24 protein-coding genes and 1 tRNA gene are annotated in these 23,124 nt (G+C 70.3%); 13 read left to right on the top strand and 12 right to left on the bottom strand.

Going from position 1 to position 23,124, the window contains the following annotated elements:
• The first annotated feature begins 80 nt into the window (after window positions 1-80).
• From cyaB to ACV7JO_RS07195, 4 genes are read left to right on the top strand one after another with little or no spacing between them, the layout of a single operon-like run.
• Entirely contained in the window at window positions 81-623 is a 543-nt protein-coding gene (cyaB, locus tag ACV7JO_RS07210; RefSeq protein ID WP_470355663.1) for a class IV adenylate cyclase, read from the top strand.
• A gap of 60 nt (window positions 624-683) precedes the next feature.
• Entirely contained in the window at window positions 684-1,886 is a 1,203-nt protein-coding gene (locus ACV7JO_RS07205) for a methionine adenosyltransferase (RefSeq protein WP_470355662.1), read from the top strand.
• A 42-nt stretch (window positions 1,887-1,928) separates the two neighbouring features.
• Complete coding sequence (locus tag ACV7JO_RS07200; protein ID WP_470355661.1) at window positions 1,929-3,116, top strand: tRNA sulfurtransferase; 1,188 nt, start codon at window positions 1,929-1,931, stop codon at window positions 3,114-3,116.
• Window positions 3,117-3,143: 27 nt separating this feature from the next.
• Window positions 3,144-3,737, top strand: coding sequence for a DUF5804 family protein (locus ACV7JO_RS07195; RefSeq protein WP_470355660.1), 594 nt, complete (start codon window positions 3,144-3,146; stop codon window positions 3,735-3,737).
• Window positions 3,738-3,765: 28 nt separating this feature from the next.
• On the opposite strand, the gene ACV7JO_RS07190 is transcribed toward ACV7JO_RS07195, so the two are convergent.
• Window positions 3,766-4,677 (bottom strand): PLP-dependent cysteine synthase family protein, encoded by a 912-nt coding sequence (locus tag ACV7JO_RS07190; RefSeq protein WP_470355659.1) that lies wholly within the window; start codon window positions 4,675-4,677, stop codon window positions 3,766-3,768.
• A gap of 108 nt (window positions 4,678-4,785) precedes the next feature.
• Here ACV7JO_RS07190 and ACV7JO_RS07185 point away from each other — a divergent pair, with 108 nt between their 5' ends.
• Window positions 4,786-5,220, top strand: coding sequence for a DUF488 family protein, N3 subclade (locus ACV7JO_RS07185; protein ID WP_470355658.1), 435 nt, complete (start codon window positions 4,786-4,788; stop codon window positions 5,218-5,220).
• 40 nt (window positions 5,221-5,260) lie between these two features.
• The gene (locus tag ACV7JO_RS07180) at window positions 5,261-5,656 is read left to right on the top strand and encodes a thioredoxin family protein (RefSeq protein WP_470355657.1); all 396 of its coding nucleotides are present in this window, start codon (window positions 5,261-5,263) and stop codon (window positions 5,654-5,656) included.
• Between the two features lie 16 nt (window positions 5,657-5,672).
• On the opposite strand, the gene ACV7JO_RS07175 is transcribed toward ACV7JO_RS07180, so the two are convergent.
• A complete protein-coding gene (locus ACV7JO_RS07175; RefSeq protein ID WP_470355656.1) occupies window positions 5,673-7,832 on the bottom strand; it encodes a thioredoxin domain-containing protein in 2,160 nt (719 codons plus the stop codon).
• 89 nt (window positions 7,833-7,921) lie between these two features.
• On the opposite strand from ACV7JO_RS07175, the gene purD reads away from it, so the two are divergent.
• The 3 genes from purD to ACV7JO_RS07160 all read left to right on the top strand — a co-directional run bounded on the left by purD (window position 7,922) and on the right by ACV7JO_RS07160 (window position 11,410).
• Window positions 7,922-9,220, top strand: coding sequence for a phosphoribosylamine--glycine ligase (gene purD / locus ACV7JO_RS07170; protein WP_470355655.1), 1,299 nt, complete (start codon window positions 7,922-7,924; stop codon window positions 9,218-9,220).
• Window positions 9,221-9,331: 111 nt separating this feature from the next.
• Window positions 9,332-10,828, top strand: coding sequence for a TrkH family potassium uptake protein (locus tag ACV7JO_RS07165; RefSeq protein ID WP_470355654.1), 1,497 nt, complete (start codon window positions 9,332-9,334; stop codon window positions 10,826-10,828).
• Between the two features lie 45 nt (window positions 10,829-10,873).
• Window positions 10,874-11,410, top strand: a complete 537-nt coding sequence (locus tag ACV7JO_RS07160; protein WP_470355653.1) for an acyltransferase — start codon at window positions 10,874-10,876, stop codon at window positions 11,408-11,410.
• On the opposite strand, the gene ACV7JO_RS07155 is transcribed toward ACV7JO_RS07160, so the two are convergent.
• The 4 genes from ACV7JO_RS07155 to ACV7JO_RS07140 all read right to left on the bottom strand — a co-directional run bounded on the left by ACV7JO_RS07155 (window position 11,407) and on the right by ACV7JO_RS07140 (window position 15,452).
• Window positions 11,407-12,201, bottom strand: a complete 795-nt coding sequence (locus ACV7JO_RS07155) for a mechanosensitive ion channel domain-containing protein (RefSeq protein WP_470355652.1) — start codon at window positions 12,199-12,201, stop codon at window positions 11,407-11,409. The two genes, ACV7JO_RS07160 and ACV7JO_RS07155, sit on opposite strands and share 4 nt — an antisense overlap.
• Before the next feature lie 2 nt (window positions 12,202-12,203).
• Window positions 12,204-13,025 (bottom strand): diadenylate cyclase DacZ, encoded by an 822-nt coding sequence (gene dacZ / locus ACV7JO_RS07150; RefSeq protein WP_470355651.1) that lies wholly within the window; start codon window positions 13,023-13,025, stop codon window positions 12,204-12,206.
• A 97-nt stretch (window positions 13,026-13,122) separates the two neighbouring features.
• Window positions 13,123-14,415 (bottom strand): cobyrinic acid a,c-diamide synthase, encoded by a 1,293-nt coding sequence (locus ACV7JO_RS07145; protein WP_470355650.1) that lies wholly within the window; start codon window positions 14,413-14,415, stop codon window positions 13,123-13,125.
• Window positions 14,412-15,452 carry a nicotinate-nucleotide--dimethylbenzimidazole phosphoribosyltransferase gene (locus ACV7JO_RS07140; RefSeq protein ID WP_470355649.1) on the bottom strand — a complete coding sequence of 347 codons (1,041 nt, stop codon included), beginning with the start codon at window positions 15,450-15,452 and terminating at the stop codon, window positions 14,412-14,414. Before ACV7JO_RS07140 ends, ACV7JO_RS07145 begins: the two co-directional genes overlap by 4 nt.
• Window positions 15,453-15,539: 87 nt before the next feature.
• Between ACV7JO_RS07140 and ACV7JO_RS07135 the strand changes: the two genes are divergently transcribed.
• Window positions 15,540-15,764: a DUF7385 family protein gene (locus ACV7JO_RS07135; protein ID WP_470355648.1), complete on the top strand. Its 225-nt coding sequence runs from the start codon at window positions 15,540-15,542 to the stop codon at window positions 15,762-15,764.
• Between the two features lie 92 nt (window positions 15,765-15,856).
• Here the strand turns inward: ACV7JO_RS07135 and ACV7JO_RS07130 are convergent.
• A tRNA-Leu gene (locus tag ACV7JO_RS07130) sits at window positions 15,857-15,941 on the bottom strand.
• A gap of 83 nt (window positions 15,942-16,024) precedes the next feature.
• On the opposite strand from ACV7JO_RS07130, the gene ACV7JO_RS07125 reads away from it, so the two are divergent.
• Window positions 16,025-16,333 carry a transcription initiation factor IIB family protein gene (locus ACV7JO_RS07125; protein WP_470355647.1) on the top strand — a complete coding sequence of 103 codons (309 nt, stop codon included), beginning with the start codon at window positions 16,025-16,027 and terminating at the stop codon, window positions 16,331-16,333.
• Here the strand turns inward: ACV7JO_RS07125 and ACV7JO_RS07120 are convergent, their stop codons facing one another.
• The 5 genes from ACV7JO_RS07120 to ACV7JO_RS07100 all read right to left on the bottom strand — a co-directional run bounded on the left by ACV7JO_RS07120 (window position 16,334) and on the right by ACV7JO_RS07100 (window position 20,454).
• Window positions 16,334-16,822 carry a phosphopantetheine adenylyltransferase gene (locus ACV7JO_RS07120; RefSeq protein ID WP_470355646.1) on the bottom strand — a complete coding sequence of 163 codons (489 nt, stop codon included), beginning with the start codon at window positions 16,820-16,822 and terminating at the stop codon, window positions 16,334-16,336. It abuts the gene before it with no gap.
• A 72-nt stretch (window positions 16,823-16,894) separates the two neighbouring features.
• Entirely contained in the window at window positions 16,895-17,392 is a 498-nt protein-coding gene (locus ACV7JO_RS07115) for a helix-turn-helix domain-containing protein (protein ID WP_470355645.1), read from the bottom strand.
• Between the two features lie 448 nt (window positions 17,393-17,840).
• Entirely contained in the window at window positions 17,841-18,935 is a 1,095-nt protein-coding gene (locus ACV7JO_RS07110; RefSeq protein ID WP_470355644.1) for a glutamate--cysteine ligase, read from the bottom strand.
• A 56-nt stretch (window positions 18,936-18,991) separates the two neighbouring features.
• Window positions 18,992-19,624: a fibrillarin-like rRNA/tRNA 2'-O-methyltransferase gene (locus tag ACV7JO_RS07105; RefSeq protein WP_470355643.1), complete on the bottom strand. Its 633-nt coding sequence runs from the start codon at window positions 19,622-19,624 to the stop codon at window positions 18,992-18,994.
• On the bottom strand, window positions 19,621-20,454 hold the full coding sequence (locus ACV7JO_RS07100; protein ID WP_470355642.1) for an NOP5/NOP56 family protein: 834 nt from the start codon (window positions 20,452-20,454) through the stop codon (window positions 19,621-19,623). Before ACV7JO_RS07100 ends, ACV7JO_RS07105 begins: the two co-directional genes overlap by 4 nt.
• Window positions 20,455-20,566: 112 nt before the next feature.
• Between ACV7JO_RS07100 and ACV7JO_RS07095 the strand changes: the two genes are divergently transcribed.
• Both ACV7JO_RS07095 and ACV7JO_RS07090 read left to right on the top strand, forming a co-directional pair.
• The gene (locus ACV7JO_RS07095; protein ID WP_470355641.1) at window positions 20,567-20,992 is read left to right on the top strand and encodes an Hsp20/alpha crystallin family protein; all 426 of its coding nucleotides are present in this window, start codon (window positions 20,567-20,569) and stop codon (window positions 20,990-20,992) included.
• A 120-nt stretch (window positions 20,993-21,112) separates the two neighbouring features.
• Entirely contained in the window at window positions 21,113-23,098 is a 1,986-nt protein-coding gene (locus ACV7JO_RS07090; RefSeq protein ID WP_470355640.1) for an AMP-dependent synthetase/ligase, read from the top strand.
• Window positions 23,099-23,124: the final 26 nt, after the last annotated feature.

Here is a 23,124-nt window from a genome sequence, read left to right as displayed (position 1 = left end):
CGTTTCCGCCCGGCCGGCACCGGAACCGCGGGCCGTGGTGAACCCGACGGCTTTTGCCCCGGCCGGCCGACGCCCGCCGTATGTACGAGGTCGAGGTCAAAGTGCCGGCCGACATCGAACGTGTCGCCGCTCGACTCGACGAACTGGGTGCCGAGCGGACCGACGCGGTCACGCAGGCCGACACCTACTACGACGCGCCACATCGGGTGTTCGCCGAGACCGACGAGGCGCTACGGGTGCGCCGGGAGACCGTCGACGGCGAGACGACGGCTCGCATCACCTACAAGGGGCCGCTGGTCGACGCCGACTCGAAGACCCGCGAGGAGGTCGAGACCGGCGTCGACGACGGCGACGACGCCGACGCGATCTTCCGGAACCTCGGTTTCGAGCCGGCCGCGACCGTCCGCAAGGAGCGCCGGCACTACCGCTACGACGGCTACACGGTCACGCTGGACGCCGTCGACGGCGTCGGCGAGTACGTCGAGGTCGAGACCGAGACCGACGACGGCGTGGACACGGCCCGCGAGGGAGCGTTCGCGGTCCTGCGGGACCTCGGCCTCGACCCGGACGACCAAGTCCGCACGTCCTACCTCGGCATGCTGCTCGCTGATGCGAACGAGTAATCTTTCGGTCGCGAGCGGTTCCCGTAAGTTATAGAACCCGCCACAGCCAACCCCGTGGCAATGACCGACCGGAACATCCACGTCCAGCCCGCAAGCGGGCTGGCAGTCGAGGAGCAGGACGTCGAAATCGTCGAGCGGAAGGGCATCGGCCACCCGGACTCCATCTGTGACGGCGTCGCCGAGTCCGTCTCCCGCGCGCTGGCCCAGACCTACCTCGACCGGTTCGGGACGGTCCTGCACTACAACACCGACGAGACGCAGTTGGTCGCCGGCACGGCCGCGCCCGCCTACGGCGGCGGCGAGGTACTCGAACCCATCTACCTGCTGGTGGTCGGCCGCGCGACCAAGACCTACGACGGCCAGCGCATCGCCGCCGAGAGCATCGCGCTGGAGGCCGCCCGCGACTACCTCGCCGAGAACTTCCCGCATCTTGACCTCGGCTCGGACGTCATCGTCGACGTGGAACTGGGCGAGGGGTCGGGCGACCTGCAGGAGGTCTTCGGCGAGGACGGGGCCGTCCCGATGGCCAACGACACCAGCTACGGCGTCGGCCACGCCCCGCTCTCGGAGACCGAGGAAATCGTCTACAACACCGAGCATAGCCTCACCGGCGAGTACGCGGCCGACAACCCCGTGGTCGGACAGGACGTGAAGGTGATGGGTAAGCGCGAGGGCGACCACATCGACGTGACCGTCGCCGTTGCGATGGTCGACGACCACGTCGCAGACCTCGCCGAGTACCGCGCGGCCGTCGACGCCGTCCGCGACCACGTCGCCGCCCTCGCCGCGGAGTACACCGACCGCGAGGTGACCGTCCACGTCAACACCGCCGACGACTACGACGAGGGCTCCATCTATCTGACGACGACCGGCACCAGCGCCGAGCAGGGCGACGACGGCTCGGTCGGCCGGGGGAACCGCGCCAACGGTCTCATCACGCCCAACCGGCCGATGAGCATGGAGGCCACCTCGGGGAAGAACCCGGTCAACCACATCGGGAAGATATACAACCTCCTCTCGACGGAGATCGCCGAGTCCGTCGCAAGCGAGGTCGAGGGCATCCGTCAGCTTCAGATTCGCCTGCTCTCGCAGATCGGTTCGCCCATCGACGAGCCCCACGTCGCCGACGCGACGGTCGTCACCGAGGACGGCGTCGCGGTCGGCGACATCGAGGACGACGTGCGCGCGGCCGTCGACGCGGAACTGGCCGACGTGACCGACATCACGCGGCAGGTCATCGAGGGCGACCTCTCGACGTTCTGAGCCGAACGACATCCATTTACACCCCGCTCGACAACCGCGGGTATGCACCCACCGGACGCCGGCGTCGTCCTCGTCAGTCACGGCGAACTGGGGGTCAAAAGCGAGCAGGTCCGCCGGAAGATGGAGCGCCGGCTGGCCGACAACCTCCGGGCGGTCCTCGGCGACCGCGGCGTCGACGGCACCGTCGAACGGCGGCGCAACCGCCTGTTCGTCCACACCGGTGACCCCGAGGGCACGACGGCTGCGGCCGCGGACACGTTCGGCGTCGCGTCGGCCGCGCCCGCCGTCGCCGTCGACCCGACGCTGGACGCCGTCGAGGCGGGGCTGGCCGACGCCGCGCGGGCGCACTACGACGGCGGGACGTTCGCCGTCGACGCCCGCCGGGCCGGCCCGGCCGACGCCCACCCCTTCTCCAGCGAGGACATCGAATCGGCCGGCGGCCGGGCCGTCTGGGCGGCCATCGAGGCGGCCGGCGGCGACCCCGCCGTCGACCTCGACGCACCCGATTTCGAGCTGTTCGTGGAGTGTCGCGAGGACCGCGCCTACGTCTTCGTCGAGCGCCGGGACGGCCCCGGCGGCCTCCCGGTCGGGACCCAGCGCCCGGTCGTCGCGCTCGTCTCCGGCGGCATCGACTCGCCGGTCGCGGCGTGGGAACTGCTCAAGCGGGGGTGCCCGGTCGTCCCGGTGTACGTCGATCTCGGCGACTACGGCGGGCCGGACCACCGCGCCCGCGCGACGGCCACGGTCGCCCGCCTCGCCGACTTCGCGCCACACGAGGACTGGGCGCTCCACGTCGTCCCCGCCGGCGACGCGGTCGCGGACCTCGCGGCCGACCTCGACGAGCTACGGATGCTCGCCCTCCGCCGGTTCATGCTCGTCGCTGCCGAGCGCGTCGCCGAGGCGACCGACGCCGTGGGCATCGTCACCGGCGAGGCCGTCGGACAGAAGTCCAGCCAGACCAGCGCCAACGTCGCGGTCACAGACGCCGCGACGACGCTGCCGGTTCACCGGCCGCTGCTCACGCGGGACAAGGCCGACATCACCGCGCAGGCCCGCGCCATCGGGACCTTCGAGGACTCGACGGTCGACGCCGGCTGTAACCGCGTCGCACCGGCCTACCCCGAGACCAACGCCGCGCTGTCGGCCGTCGAGGCGGCCGAGCCCGACGACCTCTTCGAGCGCGCCCGGTCCTGTGCCGACCGCCGCGAGGTCGTTCCCATCGAAAGCTAAATCCCCGCCGCGGGCGACTCCTCGCCCATGACGCAGGTCTGTATCGTCGGGAGCGACGAGGTCAACGTCCGCTACGAGTTGCTCTCCCGAGAGACCGCCCGCGACGCCCTCGCGACCTACGACCTGCGGGAGCCGTTCGCAAACACGGTGGCCGTCGAGACGGTCAGTCTCGGGGCCGCCGTCGCCCTGCTGAACGACCTCGACTGGTACCTCGTCCGATTCGCCGACGCCGCGTTCGTCCGCGAGCCCTCTATCACAGAGTCCGAATGGCTCTCGCGGGACCTCGCCACGGCGGTCCGCAACGACGCGGTCGACCCCGACGAGACGGACCGGTTCCTGAAGGTCTACGGCGTCGAAGACGGCGGCGCTCCCGGGACTGACGCGCTCGACAGTTCCGAGGCGGATACGGCCGGCGACGGCACGGCTGACGTAGCCGAGAGCGGCGACGCGTCCGGCGGCGACACGGCGGCGTCCGGAGCGACCGCCGAGCAGGACCGTCCCCCGCGGCTCGTCGAACCGATGCTCGTCACCCGCACCGGCGACACCGTCCCGGAGTACGACCTGCGCGAGGTGGCCGAGACGCTCACGGTTCGGGTGACCGAGTCGGAGTTCGGAGCCTGACGGCCCGTCGGTACACGCCCGGGTCCGCTCAGTCGAACAGCCCGGTCGACATGTACCGCTCGCCGCTGTCCCAGTACACCGTGACGACGAGCGGGTCCGCGACGCCGTCGTCGACCAGTTCCGCGGCCACGTCGTAGGCGACCAGTCCGGACGCGCCCGAGGACTGGCCGACGAGGATACCCTCCTCGCGCGCGAGGCGGCGACACTCCACTTCCGCGTCCGATAGCGAGACGGTCCGCACGTCGTCGAGCAGGTCCACGTCGAGGTTGTCGCTGACGAATCCCGGCCCCATCCCCTGAAAGCTGTCCTCCCCCGTCCCCGGTTCCATCCCCGAGAGGACGGCGTTGTCTTCGGGCTCGACCGCGACGACGCTCGCGTCGGGGAACGCCTCCTTCAACCGCCGCCCGGTCCCGGAGATGGTGCCGCCGGTGCCGACGCCGGCCACGAGCGCGTCGACGGTCCGGTCGCCGACCTGTTCGACTATCTCCGCGCCCGTCGTCTCGTAGTGGGCCTCGGGGTTGGCCGGGTTCTCGAACTGGTGTAACTGGACGTAGTCGTCACGGGCGGCGAGTTCGTCCGCGCGGTCTTTCGCCGCCGAGATGTCCCCCTCGACGAGTTCTAGTTCCGCGCCGTAGGCCCGCATTATCCGCCGCCGCTCGGGCGACTTCGACTCGGGGATGACCAGCGTCACGTCGTAGCCTTTCGCCGCGCCGACCATCGCCATCCCGATGCCGGTGTTGCCGCTGGTGGGCTCGACCAGCGTGTCGCCCGCGTGCAGGTCGCCTTCGCGCTCGGCGCGCTCTATCATGTACAGCGCCGGGCGGTCCTTGGCCGACCCGCCGGGGTTCTTCGACTCGACTTTCGCCGCGACCGTCGCGCCCTCGGGTGCCCTGACCGACACCAGCGGCGAGCCGATGGTGTCGAGAACGGAGTCGTGCATTACCCCGACGTAGACCGTGGGGTCTTAAACGACTACTGGAGCCGCCAAGCCGTGCGGGGGGTCCGCGGTCCCGGCAGGCTTTTCCGCCGGCGCGCGCTCCCGTCGGACATGCGCGGCGACGTGCGCGATACCTACGTCGCGGCCGTCCAGCACGGCCTCGCCGACCTCGACGGCGACGAGTCCCTCGTCGGGGTCGTCCGGGAGCCGACGGGCTGGTTCCGCGCGGCCGTCGACGAGAACGTCCCCGAACTCGGGCCGCCCGCGGCCCTGCTCCGGGAGACGAAGCGGCGGACGGAGGACCTGAAGATGCGCGGGATGTGCGACGAGGGTGCGCACAACGCCGCGTGGGAGGAGACCGACTTCGCCGAGCGGTATCGGGCGCATCTCGACGAGAGTGACGCGGCCGAGCGCGCGTTGGCCGCCCTCGCCGACCGCGTCGCCGGCGGCGAGACGGTCGTCCTCGTCTGTTTCGAGGGCGACGGGAAACGCTGCCACCGGACGCTGCTCCGGGACCGCCTCGCCGATGCCGTCGAGGGCGCGTAGAGCCGGGAGCTTCAAGCCGCCCGGCGCGTTACGTGGCTCCATGAGCGAGAGCGAGCGACTCGAGACGATGGAGCCGAATCCGGTGTGGGTCGAGGACGCGTACACCGACAGCGTCGACGTGCTCTCCCGGCACGCCGACGCCCTCGTTGTCAAGGTGTGGGGCGGCGACTGGTGCAAGGACTGTCGGGCCCAGCTTCCGGACTTCGGGGCGGCGCTGGAGTCGGCCGGCGTCCCCGACTCGCAGGTCCACCACTACCCCGTCGAGAAGGAAGACGACGGCTCGAAGACCGGGCCGCAGGTCGCGGAGTACGGCATCGAACTGATACCGACCGTCGTGGTCGAACACGACGGCGAGGAGATAGCGCGGTTCGTCGAGGACGAACCGGTCCCGATTCTCGTCCACCTCGCCGACCAGATTCGGGCCGCGCTGGAGTGAGACCGGTCGTCGCGGCTCACTCGCCCCACGACAGCGCCGCCGCGAGGTCGTGTTTCGGCGGCGAGCAGGCAAACTGCCGGCAGGCGTAGACCGTCGGCTCACCGTCGACCGGGCCCCGCTCGGCCCAGATGGGCGGTGCCGCGTCGAGGCCAAGCGTCTCGAGCCACGACTCGAAGGCCGCCTCGTCGGCCGGCCGCGGCGCGAGCAGTCGCCGCGGGACGTACGTCTCCGCCAGCGTCTCGCGCCACTCGGCGGGCCGGTCGTCCGGGTCGGCGACCAGCGTCAGTTCCAGCGCCCCCCGCTCGTAGCTGTCCGTCGCCAGCAGCAGCGCCGCGTGTTGTAGCGGGTCCGAGGAGACGCGGTCGGCGTGGGTCCGGAGGACGGCCTCGGCCACGTCCCCGAACCGGTCGCCGGCGTCGAACAGGTCCAGCGACTGCAACAAGGAGACGGCGACGCCGGTGCTGGAGGGGGTCGACTGGTCGTTCAGCTCCTGTGGCCGAGCGACCAACGACTCCCCGCCCGCAGGGGTGAAATACAGCGTCTCGTCGTCGGCGTCCCAGAACGCCTCGACGATGGCCTCGCCGAGCGCACGGGCGAACGCCAAGTGCTCGGCGTCGCCGGTCGCCTGATACAGGTCCAGCGCCCCCCGGCCGAGGAAGGCGTAGTCCTCCAAGTAGCCGTCGACAGCTACGTCGCCGTCCTTGTACCGCCGGGCGAGACGGCCCGCCTCGGCGTCCCACAGGCACTCGCGGACGAAGCCGAGCGCGTCGGCGGCCACCTCGGCATACGCCTCGTCGAGGACGACCGCGCCCTCCGCCAGCGCCGATATCATCAGCCCGTTCCACCCCGCGAGGACCTTCTCGTCGCGGGCGGGCCGCGGGCGCTGCTCCCGGGCCTCGAAGGCGTCGTTCAGCGCCGTCCGGAGCAGGTCGGTCACCGCCTCCTCCGTGCGGTCCCGTTCCGCAGCGATTGCCGACAGCGGCTTGCGGACGCCCAGCACGGTCGCCCCCTCGAAGTTTCCGCGCTCGGTGACGCCGTAGTACTCACAGAACACCTCGGCGGCCGCCTCGTCGTCGACGGCCGCGCGGACCTGTTCGGGCGTCCAGACGTAGAAGGCACCCTCCTCGGCCGCGCCGTCGGGGTCGTCCGCCGGGGCGCTCTGGGCGTCGAGCGTGCTGAAAAAGCCCCCGTCCTCGTGTTGTAGCTCCCGCTGGACGAACTCGAAGGTCTCGCGGACGACGGCGGCGTAGCGCTCGTTGCCGGTCGCCTGATACCCCGCCAGCAGGGCGCGGGGAATCTCGGCGTTGTCGTACAGCATCTTCTCGAAGTGGGGGACGCCCCACTGCTGGTCCGTCGAGTAGCGGTGGAAGCCGCCGCCGACGTGGTCGTACAGCCCGCGGTCCGCCATCGCGTTCAGCGTCTCCTCGACGACGGCGAGGTAGTCCTCACCGCTCTGCCCCGAGTCGGGGGCCGACTCGCCGTCGGCGTGGGCCCGCAACAGCGCGTGGATGCGTCCGGGCTGGGGGAACTTCGGGCCGCCCGACCCCCAGCCGCCGTCCTGCCGGTCCGCGCCGCGGTGGGCGATTCGCGCGGCGGTCGCAACGATGTCCTCGGCCGGGTCGCCGGGCTCGGCCGGCGTCGCTTCGAGGTCGCTCTCGATGGCCTCGGTCCACTGCTGGGCGCGGTTCTCCATCTCCTCGCGTTGCTCCGGGTCGGCCCACGAGTTGGCGATGTCGTCGAGCAGTTCGCCGAACCCCGGCGTACCCCGCTTGCCCTCCGGCGGGAAGTACGTCCCCACGTAGAAGGGCTCGCCCTCGGGGGTGAGCCACGCCGACAGCGGCCAGCCCCCGCGGCCGGTCACCTGCTGGCAGATGCTCATGTACACCGAGTCGAGGTCCGGCCGTTCCTCCCGGTCGACCTTGACGGGGACGAAGTTCTCGTTGAGCTTCCGGGCGATGGCCTCGTCCTCGAAGCTCTCCTCGGCCATGACGTGACACCAGTGACAGGCCGCGTAGCCGATAGAGAGGAAGACGGGCACGTCGCGCTCCTTCGCCGCGTCGAGCGCCCGCTCGTCCCACGGCTGCCAGTTGACCGGGTTGTCGGCGTGTTGCCTGAGGTACGGACTCTCCTCGCCGTCCAGTCGGTTCCGCGCCGTCGGGTCCGCGCTGTCGCTCATGGCTCTGTCTCCGGGGGCCGCCCTGAAAAGCCACGCGACGGCTCCCGGGAAGGGCAATGCTTACGTCCGAGCCAATCCGGCGTTGGCATATGACAGAGACAGTGCTGCTGGTGGGCGGCGGCGGTCGGGAGCACGCCGTCGCTCGGTCGCTCGCCGACGCTGACGCCGACCTGTACGCCTGCGCCGGGAACCGAAACCCCGGCATCGTCGCCGTCGCGGAGGGGTTCGAGACGCTCGATACGACCAACCCGCAGGCGGTGACCACCTACGCCCGCGAGGTGGACGCCACGCTGGCCGTCGTCGGCCCGGAGGCACCGCTGGCCGCCGGCGTCGCCGACGCCCTCGACGACGCGGGCGTCTACGCCTTCGGCCCGCAGGAAGCCGAAGCCCGCATCGAGACGGACAAGGCCTTCCAGCGCCGCTTCATGCGGGAACACGACGTGCCCGGCTGTCCCGACTTCGAGACCTTCGAGGACATGGACGCCGCCTGCGAGTACATCGACGAGTACGACGGCGACCTCGCGGTCAAGCCCGCGGGGCTCACCGGCGGCAAGGGCGTCCGCGTCATCGGCGACCAGTGCACCGCCGCGGAGGCCAAGGAGTACATCCGCGACTCCGACTACGACCGCATCGTCCTCGAAGAGCGGCTGGTCGGCGAGGAGTTCACGATTCAGGCGTTCGTCGCCAACGGCCAACTCCGCGTCACGCCGGCGGTGCAGGACCACAAGCGCGCCTACGAGGGCGACGAGGGGCCCAACACCGGCGGGATGGGCAGCTACTCCGACGCAAGCCTCCATCTCCCGTTCATGTCCGAGGACGACTACATGGACGCCGTCGATGTCCTCCGAGCGACCGTCGAGGCCTTGGACGGCTACAAGGGCGTCCTGTACGGCCAGTTCATGCTCACCGAGAGCGGGCCCCGCGTCGTCGAGTTCAACGCCCGCTTTGGCGACCCCGAGGCGATGAACACGCTGCCGGTGTTGAACACCGACTTCCTCGACGTGCTGACCGCGGCCCGGGACGACGAGCCGCTCCCGCAACTCTCGTTCCAGCCCACCGCCACCGTCTGTAAGTACGCCGTCCCCGACGGCTACCCGACCGAACCCGAGGCCGGGGCGAAGGTGACCATCGACGAGGACTCGGCCGGCGACGCGCTGCTGTTCTACGCCAGCGTCGACGAGCGCGACGACGGCATCTACACGACCACCTCGCGCTCCTACGCCGTCGTCGGCCTCGCCGACACCATCGGCGACGCCGAGGAGATAGCGGAGGACGCGCTCCGGCGGGCCGGGACCGAGGGCCTGCGGGTGCGCCACGACATCGGCAAAGCCGACCTCGTCCAGCAGCGCATCGACCACATGGACGAGATACGCGGCGACGCCGACTGAACGGACGAGAACCGTTTTCGGGGCGGTTGGATTGAAGGGTCGCCTCCGCGTACGTCGGCGCGTGACCGAATTAGTCGGCGTCGAACACACCGCGGTGCTGGGTGGGCTGCGGTGGCGTTGACCACCGTCGACGTCCGGTCGGCGCTGCACGTTCTCGGGGCAATTCTCCGGTGGACCGCTGTGCCGCTCGCCATCCCTGCGGTGACGGCGCTGATCTACGGCGAGTCGTCGGTCCCGTATCTCGCCGCGATGGCGCTGGCACTCGCCGTCGGGACGCTGTTGACGCGGCTTCCACGGGACCGAATCGACGACCGCGAGGCGTTCCTGACCGTCTCGCTGGCGTGGCTCTCCATCGCCGTCCTCGGAGCCGTCCCGTTCGCCATCGAGGCCTCCGGGGTGTTCTCCGACCCGGTCAACGCCCTCTTCGAGGGGATGAGCGGTATCACGACCACGGGCGCGACCGTAGTCCGGGACTTCGGCGCGCACTCGCGGGCGCTGTTGCTGTGGCGGCAGGTACTCCAGTGGCTCGGGGGATTGGGCGTCCTGCTGCTGGCGACGGCGGTGCTCTCGCGGCTCTCGGTCGCCGGCGCACAGCTCATGGAGACGGAGACGCGGACGAAAGACCTGACCAAGCTCACACCCGGCATCGAGGAGACGGCGAAGATACTGGTGTTGCTGTACCTCTCGCTGACCGCGGCGGCCGCGTTAGTGTTGCTGGCGCTGGGGCTGACGGGGCTGGCCCCCGAGATGACTCCCTACGACGCCGTCGCCCACGCGCTGACGGCTATCGCCACGGCCGGCTTCTCCCCGCGGGCCGAGAGCATCGGCGCGTTTGCCCCCGTCGTCCAGTGGACGGTGACGCTGTTCATGGTCGTCGGCGCGACGAACTTCGTCCTGTTGTACGCGCTGGTCCGGGGAGACGTGACCCGCCTCCGGGACAGCGCCGAGTTCCGCTTCTACATCGGCATCCTCGCCGTCGGGAGCCTGCTCGTCACGGGCCTGCTGGCCGCCGACCCCGGCTTCACCGCCGACGGCGAGGCGACGCTCCGGCACGCGGTCTTTCAGGTCGCCTCTATCGTGACGACCACGGGCTACGCCTCGACGGACTTCAACACGTGGTCCGCGGGCGCGAAGAACGTCCTCTTCGTGGGGATGTTCGTCGGCGGGATGGCCGGGAGCACGACCTGCTCCATCAAGACCCTCCGGTGGCTCGTCGTCACCAAGTCCTTCTGGCGGGACCTCAACACCGCCGCCTACGCCGACAGCGTCCGCGTCGTCAGGCTCGGCGACGAGGTGGTCGACGAGGCGACGGTCCGGGACGTGTACGCCTACACGCTGGTCGCGCTCGTCTTCTTCATCTTCGGGACGGTGTTGCTCGTGGTCAACGGCGAGCGGGCGGGGACCGGTATCACCGAGTTCGAGGCGCTCTCGGCGGCCGCCTCGGCGTTTTTCAACATCGGACCCGCCTTCGGCCGCGCGGGCCCGTACGGCACCTACGACGGGTTCGCCCGGTCGAGCAAACTGCTGTTGTTCCTGCTGATGTGGGTCGGCCGCATCGAGATAATCCCCGTGTTGGTCCTGTTCACGCCGACGTACTGGCGGCGGTGACGGCCCGCCGAGGCGTTCAAGAGCGTGCCGGTCGTACGGCCGGCAGTGAGCGACGCCACGCCGGACGAGCGCGAGACGGCCGCCGCCGACGAGTCGCGCCACGACCGACTGGACCGGACGCCGACGCCCGGGCCGCGAAACGCCCTCCTGCACTGGCCCGACGCGAAGTCGCCGCTCCGGCTCGTCGTCAACTTCCTGCTCGTGTGGGCGGTGCGGTACTCGCCCAGCCTGCGGGCGAAAAACTGGCTGTTGCGCCGTCTGGGTGCCGACGTGGCGGCGGGCGTCGCCTTCGGCTTGACCGCGACGCCGGACGTGTTCTGGCCGGAACTGATAACCGTCCGCGAGGACGCCATCGTCGGCTACGACGCGACGCTGCTGTGTCACGAGTTCCTCCAAGAGGAGTACCGGACCGGCCGCGTCGTCGTCGGCGAGCGGGCGATGATAGGGGCGGGGGCCGTGGTCCTCCCCGGCGTCGAGATCGGGGCCGACGCGCAGGTGGCCGCGAACTCGCTGGTCGCGTCGGACGTGCCCCCGGGGACGACAGTGGCCGGCGTCCCCGCCGAGCCGGTCGACCGCGACTAGTCCCGGACCCTGACGATGCCGGCCCGGAACACCTGCTGGTTAGGGATGATGTGCTCCTTGCCGTCGCTCTCGATGCGAGTGACGAGTACGTCCACCTCTTGGACGATGCCGCGCTGGTCGCCGACGACTATCTCGTCGCCGATGCTGTAGGGCTCGGTCAACACGAGATAGAGGCCGGCCGCGCCGGCGGCGAGCAGGTCCTTGAACGCCAGCCCACAGAGGAAGACGAGGCCGAAGGCGTACGCCGCGAGCAGGATGAGCAGCGCCATCGTCGCCACGCCCAACTGCCCGAGCGCGACGAGCACGGCGAGAAAGAAGATGCTGTACTTGACGAGTTCCGCGAGCGCCGTCGCTTCGGGCATCTTGACGCTCCGGAGCCGCTCGGAGACGACCAGTTTGGCCTTGTCGCCGGCGATGAGGCCGATGATGACGGCGAAGGTGGCGATGAAGAGGTTCGGGAGGAAGGCGGTAAAGCGGGTCCAGAACGCCTCCGGCGAGACCAACCGGGCGACGTTGAGCGCGACGGTGATGGCGGCGAGGTAGACGAACAGCGCCGCGAGGTTCGAGACGATGCCGACCGTCGACGTGCCGAAGTTGCGTGCCGTTCGCTCGAAGGGGGTCCCCTCGACGGCCTCGCCGACGCCCAGTTCGGCCATGAACTGCCGCGTGGCGCGCCAGACGAGATAGCCCAGTACGATGCCGGCGACGAGTACGGCCGCGGCGATGACGAAGGTCCCCTGTGGCGAGAACACGGTCCTGATGGCGTCGGCCCAGTCGAAGCTGAACTGCATTGTCAGTACTCCTCTGGGTCGATTTCGAGGACGAGTTCGCCGCCTTTGAACGCCCGGACCAGCCCGTCGCTCTCCGAGAGGACGACGGCCGTCGCGTTCGTGTCGCGGGTGATGGCCCCGGCGGCCATGTGGCGGGCACCGAGCCCCTTCGGGATGTCGACGCCCTCTGCCGAGGGTTCGAGGTACCGGTACGACGAGACTATCTTCCCGGCGTCGGAGATGACGAACGCGCCGTCGAGGCGCGAGAACTCCTTGAGCATCACGTTGACGATGGGGTCGCCGACGTGGACGTGGGACTTCTCGAAGGGGTTGTACGACAGCGGCCGGGACTTGTTCATCACCTTGCCCGCGTCGCCGACGACGAACAGCGCGCCGACGGGCTTGCCCTTCTGTCCCTTCTTGCCGAGTTCGATAGCCACCTCGAAGACGTCCCGAACGACGCCCGGTTCGGCCCGGGAGTTGACGAACAGGTCGTAGACTCCCGAGGGCGAGAACTCGTCGGTTCGGACCCGGGTGACGGAGTTCGCGGTCCCGCCGAATGCGTCGGCGACACAGACTACTTCGTCGCCCTCCTCGACGAGACCCTGTTCGAGCGCGCCCTCGATGCCGAACCGGACGCGGCCTTCGAGGTCGGTGAACTCCAGTGGCAGTTCGACGAAGCGGTCGCCCTCCACGTCGTTCTCCGGGGCGACGACGATGCTGTCCGGCGTGTTGTTGTCTGTCGCGTCCGTGAACTGTTCGAACAGCGACCCGCTCGGGGAGAACAGGAACACCGCGTCGGCGTCGTCGACGACTGATTCGAGCAACTCACCCAGCGGACTCATTGTACGTATCACGACTGCAGACGGGAAAAAAGTTTGCGGGCCGTCAGCCGTTCGGCAGCCCTCCGTCTGACGGGCTGCGGGCGCGGCGGACCGAGACTCACTCCGCCAGCAGGCTGTCGAACGCGCCGCTCTCGGCGTGGCAGTGGCAGTACGTCCCGACGGTCCGGTACTCCGTCAGACCGTCGCGCTCGCCGTCGACGCCCTCGCCCCGGACCACGTCGAAGGCGAAGGTCGCGTCGCCGGCCACGTCGGCCGTGGAGTAGTGGAACTCGTGGCCTCGCCGGGTCGCGCCCCCGGGGGCGGTCACCGTGTTCGCCTGCGCCCGCAACTCCACGTGGTCGAGCGCCTGATACCGGTCGGCCATCCGCACCTCGGCCGGCAGGACGCCGGCCATCCCGTAGGTCTCGCCGTCGGTCGTCGTCAGCGACTCCGCGAGGGTCATCAGCCCGCCGCACTCGCCGTACACCGGTAGGCCCTCCGCGGCCCGCGTCCCCAGTTCGTCCAGCGTCGCGCTCCCGGCCAGTTCCTCGGCGTGAAGTTCCGGATACCCGCCCGGGAGATAGACCGCGTCGGCGTCGGGCAGCGGGTCGCCGGCCACCGGCGAGAACGTCGCGACGCGCCCCAGTTCGTGCAGTCGGTCCATCGTCGTCGGGTACGCGAAGCAGAACGCCCCGTCCCGCGCGACGGCGACGGTTCGCCCGGTCGAGTCGGGACGACGGGGTTCCTCGTTCGGTGGCTCTCGCGCCGCCTCGACCAGCCGCTCGGCCCGTATCGACTCCCCGGCCTCGGCCAACGCCGCCCGGTCGAGCGGGGCCTCCGCCCCCATGTGGAGGCCGAGGTGGCGCTCCGGAATCTCCAGTTCCGGGGTCGGCGGCACCCGACCGAAGTACTCCAGTTCCGCGGGGAGCGCCTCCCGGATGCCGTCGGCGTGGCGGCCCCCGTGGGCACGCTGTGCGAGGACGCCGGCCACGTCGATGTCGTAGCCCGCACGCTCGGCGTAGCGCTCGAAGCCCAGTGCCGTCGCCGCGACGCTCTCCATCCCGGCCTTGGCGTCGACGACGAGGACCACTGGGAGCGACAGGCCCTCGGCGACGGCTGCCGTCGACGCCTTCTCGCCGTCGTACAGCCCCATGACGCCCTCGACGACGCAGATGTCGCCGTCGCCGCGCCAGTAGGTCCGGCGCATCCCGTCGGGTCCTTCGAGCCACGGGTCCAACGTCCGCGACGGCCGGTCTGCGACGGCCTCGTGGTGGCTCGGGTCGATGAAGTCCGGGCCGGCCTTCGCGGGCTGGGGGTCGTAGCCAGCCTCCTCCAGCGCGACCAGCGTCGCCAGCGTGGCGACGGTCTTGCCGACGCCCGACTTCGTCCCGGCGAGGACGACCCCCTTCACGCTCGCTCACCGTCCCCGCTCTCGCCGTCCTCGCGCTCCACGACGGCGTCGTAGACGGCCGCGACCCGCTCGCGCACGTCGGCCATCGGCACTCCGGCGTCGGCGGCCATCGCCAGCGCGCCGCCCATGCCGACGCCCTCCTTGCCCTCGCCCGCGACGAACCGCGTCATCGCCACGTGGTCGCTCGCGTCGAACCCCGGGTCGGCGACCCGCAGCGAGACGCCGAGCCGGTCGGCCGTCTCGCGGACGGTCGCCGTCTCGTCGTCGTCGACGTAGCGCGTCGTCGCCACCGTCAGCGGCCCCTCGTAGCCACCGTGGCGGACCAGCGCCGCGACCGCGAGCTGTTGGCTCCCACCCGCGAGGACGACGGCGGTGTCGGTCTCGACGGCCCCAGCGGTCAGGCCCGCCAGCGTCGCCAGCACGGGGTCGCCCATCCGGCGGACGGCCCGCTTTGGCTCGCCCGCCGCGTCGCCCGGGGCCAGCGAACTCGCTGCCAGCCCCTCCTCGACCAGCCCCTCCTTGCGCTCGACGGGATTTTCGGGAAGCGACGAGGAGACCGCCCCAGACTCGCCCAGCGCCCGCATGACCCCCAGCGCCGTCGTCGTCCCGCCGGGGACGCTCTCGGCCAGCCAGAGCTCGTCGGCCGGCAGCGCCCGCCCGAACTGCCGCGCCGCCTCGAAGGCCCCGTGCGCGGTCGGTACCGGGTCCTGCTCGGTTATCGTCCGGCCGGGCCGCGCCCCGACGGTGACTGTGGGTGCGCCGGTGGGCTCGGCCAGCCCCCCGTCCATCACGGTCACGTCGAACCCCAGCAGGTCCCGAACCGCCCGCGTCACCAGCGCCGGCGTCGGACAGCCACTCGGACTCACGGGCACGGTGTCGGTCCGGACCGGCCGTCCGTAGGTCACCAACTCCGCGTCCGCCGACGGCGTGGCCGCCATCAGCTCCGGGTCCGCGCCCGCGGCGCTGATGCCCGGCTCCCGGGCCGTCGCCGTCGTCCCGGCGACGAGACAGAACCGCCGACTGTCGCCAACGTTCATGTCTATTTGCGTTCGCACAAGCTGACTTTAACCCACCGGTGGTCCGACCGGCGTGTGATTTATGCCCCGGCGTACCGCCACCACGGTATGGACGACTTCGAGGAACTCGTCTCGTCGCTGACGCCCCGCGAGGACAACGACGCCATCTCCTCGTACCAGAACACGACCGCCGTCGCCTGCCCGGCCTGCGACCAGCCGTTCGACGACATGGTGGTCTGCAAGCAGGCGCTCACGTCGCTGAACCTCGATTTCGAGATGGACCTCTGTACCGGCATCCACGACGGTAACGTCGTGCTGTTCACGCACAAATAGTCCCGGGACCGGGGCAGGACGGTCGGCCTCGTTCGGCCGCTGTGACCTGTCGGGTTCAGTCGGTCCTGCTCTTCGCTCACTGCGTTCGCTCATGCGCGGGACCGGATTCGAACCGGCGGACCCCTACGGGACAGCGTCCTAAGCGCTGCGCCTTTGGCCTGGCTCGGCAACCCGCGCGCACCACCGGCTTTCCGGAGCGCGGTGATGAACCCTTCGCTTGCCGGCGAGGCGTTTACGTGGGTCGGCGTCGAACGGGGGGTATGTACCGGGCCAGCGACCGAGTCGAACACGAGGAGTGGCTCGCCGACATTGAGCGGGCGGCCGACGCGCTCGGGTTGGGCGGAGAAGCGCGCTCGCACGCCGTCGACCTCTTTCTCTCGACGCTGCCCGAAGAGGACCGCTCGAAGCGGGCGACGCTGGCGGCGAGCGTCTACGTCGGCGCGCTGGTCGCGGGCGAGGAGCGGTCACAGTCGGCCGTCGCCGACGCCACGGAGGTTTCGCGGTTGACGATACAGCAACGCTGGAAGGACTTGCTGGAGACGGCGGGGCTGGACGCGCCGGACTGGTAGCTACGACGGCGTCTCGCGGCCGTCGCGGTCGGGCGTGGGGTTTCCGTGTTCGTCTATCTCGCCGTTGACGATGCGTGTCGAGGAGATGATGTCGCCGTCGTCGGCGCGGACGTGCGGGACCGTCTCGATTTCGAGCGGGTCGTAGCCGCGCTCGGCACGTATCTCGTTGATTCGCTTGCCGCCGGTCTCGGTCTCGGGGGAGACGACGAGTACGTCGAACTGCTGCTCGGTGGCGATACCGGTGGGTTCGGTGAGCTCCCGGATTTCCCAGTCGCCGTCGTACTCGGCGGCCAGCCGTTCGAGTTCGGTCGCCAGCGACGCGCGGCGCTCGTCGAAGGGTCGGATGTACCGCTCGTCGTGTCGCGTCTTCGGCGCGAGGTCGTCGCCGGTGAGGCCGACAGTCACGTCGCCGAGCTGGAACGCGCGCTCGAACAGCGCGCGGTGCCCGTCGTGGATAGGGTCGAATGTCCCACCCAGCGCGACCTTCATGTGGCGAGCAACGGTACGGGCCGATTTAGTGGTGTCGACTCCGGCACCCTTCGAGAGCGACCCACACGCGGCTCACACGTCGCCCTCGTCGTCGCCGTCGTCGGCGTCCTCGACGGAGATGGTCACCGGGTCGTCGTCGGCCGAGTCGTCGGTGTCGCCGGTGAGGTGGTCGTCGAGGTTGAAGACGGTGTTCAGTTCCGACTGCACGTCGCCGACGATGGCGTCGACGAGTTCGCTCGGCGAGATGGCGCTGTACTCGTAGGGGTTGTTGCCAGCGCCGTCGCTCTCGCGTTTCTGCCGCTCGACTTTCCCCTCCTCGTGGAGTTCGGCCAGCGCCTCGCGGACGGTGCTGGGGTACAGCCCCGTGCCGGCCGCTATCTCGTCGCTCGTCGCGGCGGGGTGTTGGCGGAGGTGGACGTAGATGCGCGCGCGGGTCTCCGTGTCGAGGACCCACGCCAGCAGGTCGACGATGCCCTCGTCGAACTGCTCGACGGCCCGGTCGGCCTCCTGTTCGATGCGTTCCCGGACGTCGCCGGTCTCGTCGTCGTCGGTGGGGTCGTCTGCGGACATGCGTTGTCTCTGTAAGGACGAAAGTCGCTCTCGAACAAAAACCCTTGGTCGGGTGGGCCGCCGCGTCGCCGCCGTCGAGACGGTGACGACGGTCGCGTCCGGTCACCCGACAGCCCCGGCACTGCCGCGTTCGTTCCGTCGTCAGCTCGACGATTGTACTTAAACAGCCGTGTGAATCACTTACCGCTATCTCGACCGAAAATAACCGGTTATTATTTACTACTATAATCAATACCTCATATCGTCGCATGGCACGACCGCGAGCGATGGCACGAGCAGGGATTCAGGGAACGCCCGGGCCGGTGGGGACCGGGCGCTCTCGCGTGCCGTGTGACGACGTGGACGGCACTGACTGACTGACTCGGCTGCTGTGGCTGGTGCAAGCGACACAGCCGTCACGTGGTGGCACTCGTTCGACGCTACGGGCCCGTCCCGCCGACAGCTTTCCTCAGTGGTTTTCGGCGAGCAACAGGTCCGCCGCCAGCGCGAGTCGGCCGTCCTCGCGCCGCAGGCGACGCTGGCGCTCGGCCCCGCTCTCGCTATCGAGGACACGCTGGAGGCCGTCGACGCCGAGGCGGTCGCACTCCCGCGCGACGAGTTCGCTCACCGGCACCGGGTCCGACGCCGCGGGGTCCCGCGGGAGCAGCGACGCCGACCGGCCGTGTCTGATGGCCCGCCACTTGTTCTCGTCGAGGAACTCCCGACGGAGCCCGCGCCCGCGCTCGCCGTCCTCGTAGCGGGCCGCGTAGTCCTCGACGAGCGCGCGGACGTACTCCACGAACGCGAGCACCACGTCGGGGTCGGCCTGCCCGTCGGGCGCGCGGACCTCGACGGTCCCGTGCCCGGAGTGGGGACGCACGTCGAACCACAGTTCCCCGCGGTCGTCGATGCTTCCCGTCGCTATCATCCGCTCCTCGTAGCGTTGGAAGGCGTCGTAGTCCTCGAAGGCTGTCGGCATCCCGGTGTTTGGAAGCCCCTCGAACACCTTCGCGCGGGCCGACTGGAGGCCGGTGTCGAACCCGTTCCAGAACGGCGAGTTGGCCGAGAGCGCGAGCATGAGCGGGAGATGCCACCGGAGTTCGTTGGCTATCCAGACCGCCTTGTCCGGGTCGTCGACGCCGACGTGGACGTGCAATCCCGCCGTCGTGTTCCGGTGTTGGGGGTACTTTATTCGGTCCAGTTGCGCCCGGTAGCGGGGCTTCTCGGCGTGTTCGAGTTCCCGCCACTTCGCCAGCGGGTGCAGCCCCGCGGCCGCCACGTCGAAGCCGTGCTCGCGCGCGTGTTCGACGAGGGCCTCGCGGACCTCGCGGAGCCGGTCGCCGGCCGCGCTCGGCCTCTCGATGAGCGGCGTCTGCGTCTCGATGACGCACTTGAACAGCTCGTGGTCGAGGCGGCCGTCGAGTACGGCGGGCGGCTCGGACTCGTAGACCAGTTCGTCCGTCCCCGAGGTCGGACGACCGTGCGCGTCGACGACGTAGAACTCCTCTTCGATACCGAGCGTACCCATCCGGGTGAAGTTCTCGGGAGACCCCGTCTCGTCCATCGCCTGTTGCATCGGCAGGGACCCGCTAAAGCCTTCCGTCACCCCGTCGCCGGCCCTCACTCGCTTCGCGGCCGCGCCACGACCCCCAAGTGGTCGTCGTGGTACGGCCGTAGCCGCGCCGTCTCCAGCACGTCGTAGCGCTCGCGCAGGTCGTCGAGTACCGACTCGAACACCGTCTCGGGGTCGGCGGTCACGTCCTCGCTGCGGGCCTTGATAGCCGCGAGCAGGCGGCCGTCCGCGTCGAGAAACCGCTCGTTCAAGCGCGCGACCCGTCCTTGCCCGCGGGTCGCAACGTCCTGTACGACCACGTCGACCGGCTCGACCACGTGGGCGTACGTCTCGGGCTTGCGGGCGTCTTTCACCAGCGGGAACAGCCGCTCGCGGTCCGCGGCCGCGGCGAGCAGGTCCCGGACCGGCCGGGGGGCGAACTCCACGGCGTAGGTCGGGCCGGCGAAGTCGGCGACGTGGCTCACCGTCGTCCCCGCCGCGGCACCGAGATACAGCACCGTCTCGCCGCCGGTTAGGCCGGTCTCCATCCCGAGTTCGAGCATCGCGCCCAGCTTCGACCGGTGGGGGTTCCACCGTCGCCACGGCCCGTCGGTGGGCTCGCCGTAGACCGGTTCGCCCCGCGTCGCCAGCCCGGTCTCGCCGTCGAACGACCGCCGTTCGACGCCGTCTGGGAGCGTCACTCCTCTGCCCCCCGGGACCGGATGCGCTCGATTCGCTCGTCGAGTTCCCGCTCCAGTTCCGGCCGGCGGTCCCCGCTGTAGTGGTCGACGCGGGCCGCGATGCTCAGCTTCCCCGCCAGCGCCCGCGCCGCGGAGCCCCGCTCCTCGGGCCGGGTACCGCGGACGTACTCGTGGGTGTATATCGCACCGTGCTTGGGCGAGGGGGCGTCTCCCCGGAGGTGGGCAAACAGGGCGTCCTCGGCCCCGAGTACCTGCACAGTCCCGCTGGGTTTGCGCGCCAGCGGTTCCAGCCCGCCGGCCAGCGAGAGCAGCCGGGCCGCCAGCACTGGCCCGGCGAGCGCCGAGAGGTTGGGGGCGACCGCCGGCGCGGTCCGCTCGATGTGCTCGCGCAGGGCGTCGGCCTCGTCGGCCACACCCACGGCGCGCTCGGCGAGCGACTGTAGCGCCCGGTCGCCGCCGTCGGACGGGTCGCGGGCCGCCACCTCGCGGGCGTACTCGACGCCGCTACCCGTCTCGCCGTACCGGCTGGTCCCCCACTCGGCGACGCGCTCGGCGAGTTCGTTCGCCGTCGCCTCGCAGTCAGTCATCGCCCGGACGGCGTGGACGAGCTGCTGGTCGTCGGCCCCCTCGCGCTCCGCAACGGCCGCCTCGGCCGCGGCGGTCGTCGCCGCCCGGAGCCGGTCGTAATACGCCTCCTCGTCGGCCGCGTAGCCCGCTTCGACGGCTCGCGCGGGCCAGTCCTCGGGCTCGTCGGCCCGCCCGTTCCGGACGCGCTCGGCACCGGCGGCTGCGTCGTCGGGGTCCAGCCCGGCGAACCACCCGTCTGTCATACCAGTCGGTTACCGCCCGGGGGCGAAAAAGCCACGCGATGTTCGCCCGCCGCGATATGCTATCACGCGTCCGTACTAAGTTAAGCTCCACGACGACCTATATTAGTCCGCGATGAACCGAAACAACCCCTTCGCGGAGATGGAACGACTCTTCGAACAGATGCGCCACGACGCGTTCGATAGCCGGGGAGCCGGCGGCACACCCCGTCGGTCCGCGGACCGCGAACTCGACGCTCGCCGGTGGGACGCCGGCGTCAGCGTCGAGCGCGACGGGGACTCGCTCGTCGTCCTCGCCGACGTGCCGGGGTTCGAGCGCGACGAACTCTCGGTGACGCTCCGGGACGACGTGCTCCACCTCGCGGGCACCCACGAGAGCGGCGACGGCGCGACCGCCCGGAGCCGGTCGGTCCGCGAGCGCGTCCGTCTCCCGACCACCGTCGACGCGGCGGCCGCCGAGGCGAACTACCGGAACGGCGTCCTCGAAATCGTCTTCCCGGCCGCCGACGCCGACGACGGCGTCGACATCGACATCCGGTGACGGCGCGGTTTCGCTCTCGACGGCCGGCGTTTCGCTCGTAGGTACTTCTTGGAACTGACGGAAACGTGTCGACCGTGAACTTCCCGCACGTATTTCACCGTCCCTGTCGAATCGGTGGCTATGACAGCCAGCAGGCCGCCGGCGGGGTGGCGGGCGGCCGAGTCCGAGTATACGGACCCGACCATCGGCGACGACACGCTCGCGCGGATGTTCGCCGACAGCGCCCGACGAAACGCCGACTCGACGGCACAGCTGTACAAGGGCGGCGCGTACGACCGGTCCCTGACCGACGGCGTGATTCCGGCGGCTCCCGACGGCGAGTACCGCGGAATTACCTACGAGCGAATGAACGAGCTCGTGCGCCACCTCGCCGCCGGCTTCCGGGACCTCGGTATCGGAGCCGGCGACACGGTCAGCCTCTTCGCCAGCACCCGGATGGAGTGGGCGCTGGCCGACTTCGCCGCGCTCTCGGCCGGCGGCGTCACGTCGACGGTCTACACCGAGTCCTCGCCGTCGCAGGTCCAGTACCTGCTCTCGGACCCCGACACCGACGCCGTCGTCGTCGAGAACGCCGCCCTGCTCGACCGGGTCCTCGAAGTCGAGGACGCCCTCTCGCTGTCGGTCATCGTCGTCATGGACGACTGCGACATCGACCGGGACGACGTGTACTCGCTGCGCGCGGTCCACGACCGCGGCGTCGACGCCTTCGACCCGGCCGCCTACGAGTCGTGGCTCGACGAGCGCGACCCGTCGGACGTGGCGAGTCTCATCTACACCTCCGGCACGACGGGACAGCCAAAGGGCGTCCGGCTCACTCACCGGAACTTCCGGGCCAACGTCAACCAGTGCCGCCGGCGCTTCGCGCCCCGACCGGACAAGGACCCCGACCTGCCGACTATCGACGCCGGGACGACCTCTATCGCCTTCCTCCCGCTCGCGCACGTCTTCGAGCGCCTCGCCGGGCACTTCCTGATGTTCGCCTCCGGCGCGACCGTCGGCTACGTCGAACACCCCGACACGCTGGCCGACGACATCGGGAAGATACGGCCGAACACGGGCGCGAGCGTCCCCCGTGTCTACGAACGCATCTTCGCGAACATGCGCGAGCAGGCCGCCGAGTCCGCGATCAAAGAGCGCATCTTCGAGTGGTCGGTCGGCGTCGCCCGCGAGTACGCCGGGACCGACGACCCCGGGGCAATGTTGTCGGCGAAACACGCACTCGCGGACCGCCTCGTCTACAGCACGCTCAAGGAGCGCCTCGGGGGGAACGTCGAGTTCATGGTCAGCGGCGGCGGGAGCCTCCCGAAGTCGCTCTGCGAGACGTTTCTCGGCATGGGTCTGACCATCGTCGAGGGGTACGGGCTGACCGAGACGGCCCCCGTCATCTGCGTCAATCCGCCCGAGGACGTTCGGCCGGGGACGCTTGGCGTCCCGTTTCACGACGTGGACACCAGACTCGACACCACCGTCGTCGACCAGTCGCAGTTCGAGAGCGTCGACGGCGAGGTGGGTGAACTGCTCGTCGCCGGCCCGAACGTCACCGACGGCTACTGGAACCGGCCCGACGTGACCGACCGAGCGTTCACCGACGTCGAGGGGACGCGGTACTTCCGTACCGGCGACATCGTCTCGCGGACCCCGGACGACTACCTCGTCTACCACGACCGCATCAAGGCGGTGCTAGTCCTCTCGACCGGGAAGAACGTCGCCCCCCAACCCATCGAGGACCGCTTCTCGACGAACGACCGGGTCGAGCAGGCGATGGTCGTCGGCGACGAGCAGAAGTTCGTCGGCGCGCTGATAGTCCCGAACTTCGAGGCGCTCCGGAAGTGGGCCGCCGAGCGCGGCGTCGACCTACCCGACGACGACGAGGCCGTCTGCGCCGACGAGCGCGCCCGGGAGTGGGTCGGGGAGGCCGTCGAGTCGGTCAACGCCGAACTGGAGTCCGTCGAGCGCATCAAGCGGTTCGCGCTCGTCTCCCGGGAGTGGACGGCGGAGAACGACCTCCTCACACCGTCGATGAAGAAGAAGCGGCGCAACATCCGCGCGCAACACGGGGACAAACTCGGGGAGATATACGGCGACGACTACGTGCCCCGGGAGTGACGGCGCGGACGGGGTGACCGGCGCTC

The organism is Haloarcula sp. MBLA0138 (assembly GCF_055632455.1).
This window is presented reverse-complemented; position numbering and strand designations above follow the sequence as displayed.

What these genes read in the sequence shown, in the direction of transcription:
- ACV7JO_RS07205 (WP_470355662.1), top strand. Translation starts at nt 684, where the DNA reads ATGACCGACCGGAACATCCACGTCCAGCCCGCAAGCGGGCTGGCAGTC.
- ACV7JO_RS07185 (WP_470355658.1), top strand. Translation starts at nt 4,786, where the DNA reads ATGCGCGGCGACGTGCGCGATACCTACGTCGCGGCCGTCCAGCACGGC.
- ACV7JO_RS07200 (WP_470355661.1), top strand. Translation starts at nt 1,929, where the DNA reads ATGCACCCACCGGACGCCGGCGTCGTCCTCGTCAGTCACGGCGAACTG.
- ACV7JO_RS07175 (WP_470355656.1), bottom strand. Translation starts at nt 7,832, where the DNA reads ATGAGCGACAGCGCGGACCCGACGGCGCGGAACCGACTGGACGGCGAG.
- dacZ (WP_470355651.1), bottom strand. Translation starts at nt 13,025, where the DNA reads ATGAGTCCGCTGGGTGAGTTGCTCGAATCAGTCGTCGACGACGCCGAC.
- ACV7JO_RS07135 (WP_470355648.1), top strand. Translation starts at nt 15,540, where the DNA reads ATGGACGACTTCGAGGAACTCGTCTCGTCGCTGACGCCCCGCGAGGAC.
- ACV7JO_RS07190 (WP_470355659.1), bottom strand. Translation starts at nt 4,677, where the DNA reads ATGCACGACTCCGTTCTCGACACCATCGGCTCGCCGCTGGTGTCGGTC.
- cyaB (WP_470355663.1), top strand. Translation starts at nt 81, where the DNA reads ATGTACGAGGTCGAGGTCAAAGTGCCGGCCGACATCGAACGTGTCGCC.
- ACV7JO_RS07090 (WP_470355640.1), top strand. Translation starts at nt 21,113, where the DNA reads ATGACAGCCAGCAGGCCGCCGGCGGGGTGGCGGGCGGCCGAGTCCGAG.
- ACV7JO_RS07115 (WP_470355645.1), bottom strand. Translation starts at nt 17,392, where the DNA reads ATGTCCGCAGACGACCCCACCGACGACGACGAGACCGGCGACGTCCGG.
- ACV7JO_RS07095 (WP_470355641.1), top strand. Translation starts at nt 20,567, where the DNA reads ATGAACCGAAACAACCCCTTCGCGGAGATGGAACGACTCTTCGAACAG.
- purD (WP_470355655.1), top strand. Translation starts at nt 7,922, where the DNA reads ATGACAGAGACAGTGCTGCTGGTGGGCGGCGGCGGTCGGGAGCACGCC.
- ACV7JO_RS07140 (WP_470355649.1), bottom strand. Translation starts at nt 15,452, where the DNA reads ATGAACGTTGGCGACAGTCGGCGGTTCTGTCTCGTCGCCGGGACGACG.
- ACV7JO_RS07155 (WP_470355652.1), bottom strand. Translation starts at nt 12,201, where the DNA reads ATGCAGTTCAGCTTCGACTGGGCCGACGCCATCAGGACCGTGTTCTCG.
- ACV7JO_RS07125 (WP_470355647.1), top strand. Translation starts at nt 16,025, where the DNA reads ATGTACCGGGCCAGCGACCGAGTCGAACACGAGGAGTGGCTCGCCGAC.
- ACV7JO_RS07180 (WP_470355657.1), top strand. Translation starts at nt 5,261, where the DNA reads ATGAGCGAGAGCGAGCGACTCGAGACGATGGAGCCGAATCCGGTGTGG.
- ACV7JO_RS07120 (WP_470355646.1), bottom strand. Translation starts at nt 16,822, where the DNA reads ATGAAGGTCGCGCTGGGTGGGACATTCGACCCTATCCACGACGGGCAC.
- ACV7JO_RS07110 (WP_470355644.1), bottom strand. Translation starts at nt 18,935, where the DNA reads ATGGACGAGACGGGGTCTCCCGAGAACTTCACCCGGATGGGTACGCTC.
- ACV7JO_RS07195 (WP_470355660.1), top strand. Translation starts at nt 3,144, where the DNA reads ATGACGCAGGTCTGTATCGTCGGGAGCGACGAGGTCAACGTCCGCTAC.
- ACV7JO_RS07100 (WP_470355642.1), bottom strand. Translation starts at nt 20,454, where the DNA reads ATGACAGACGGGTGGTTCGCCGGGCTGGACCCCGACGACGCAGCCGCC.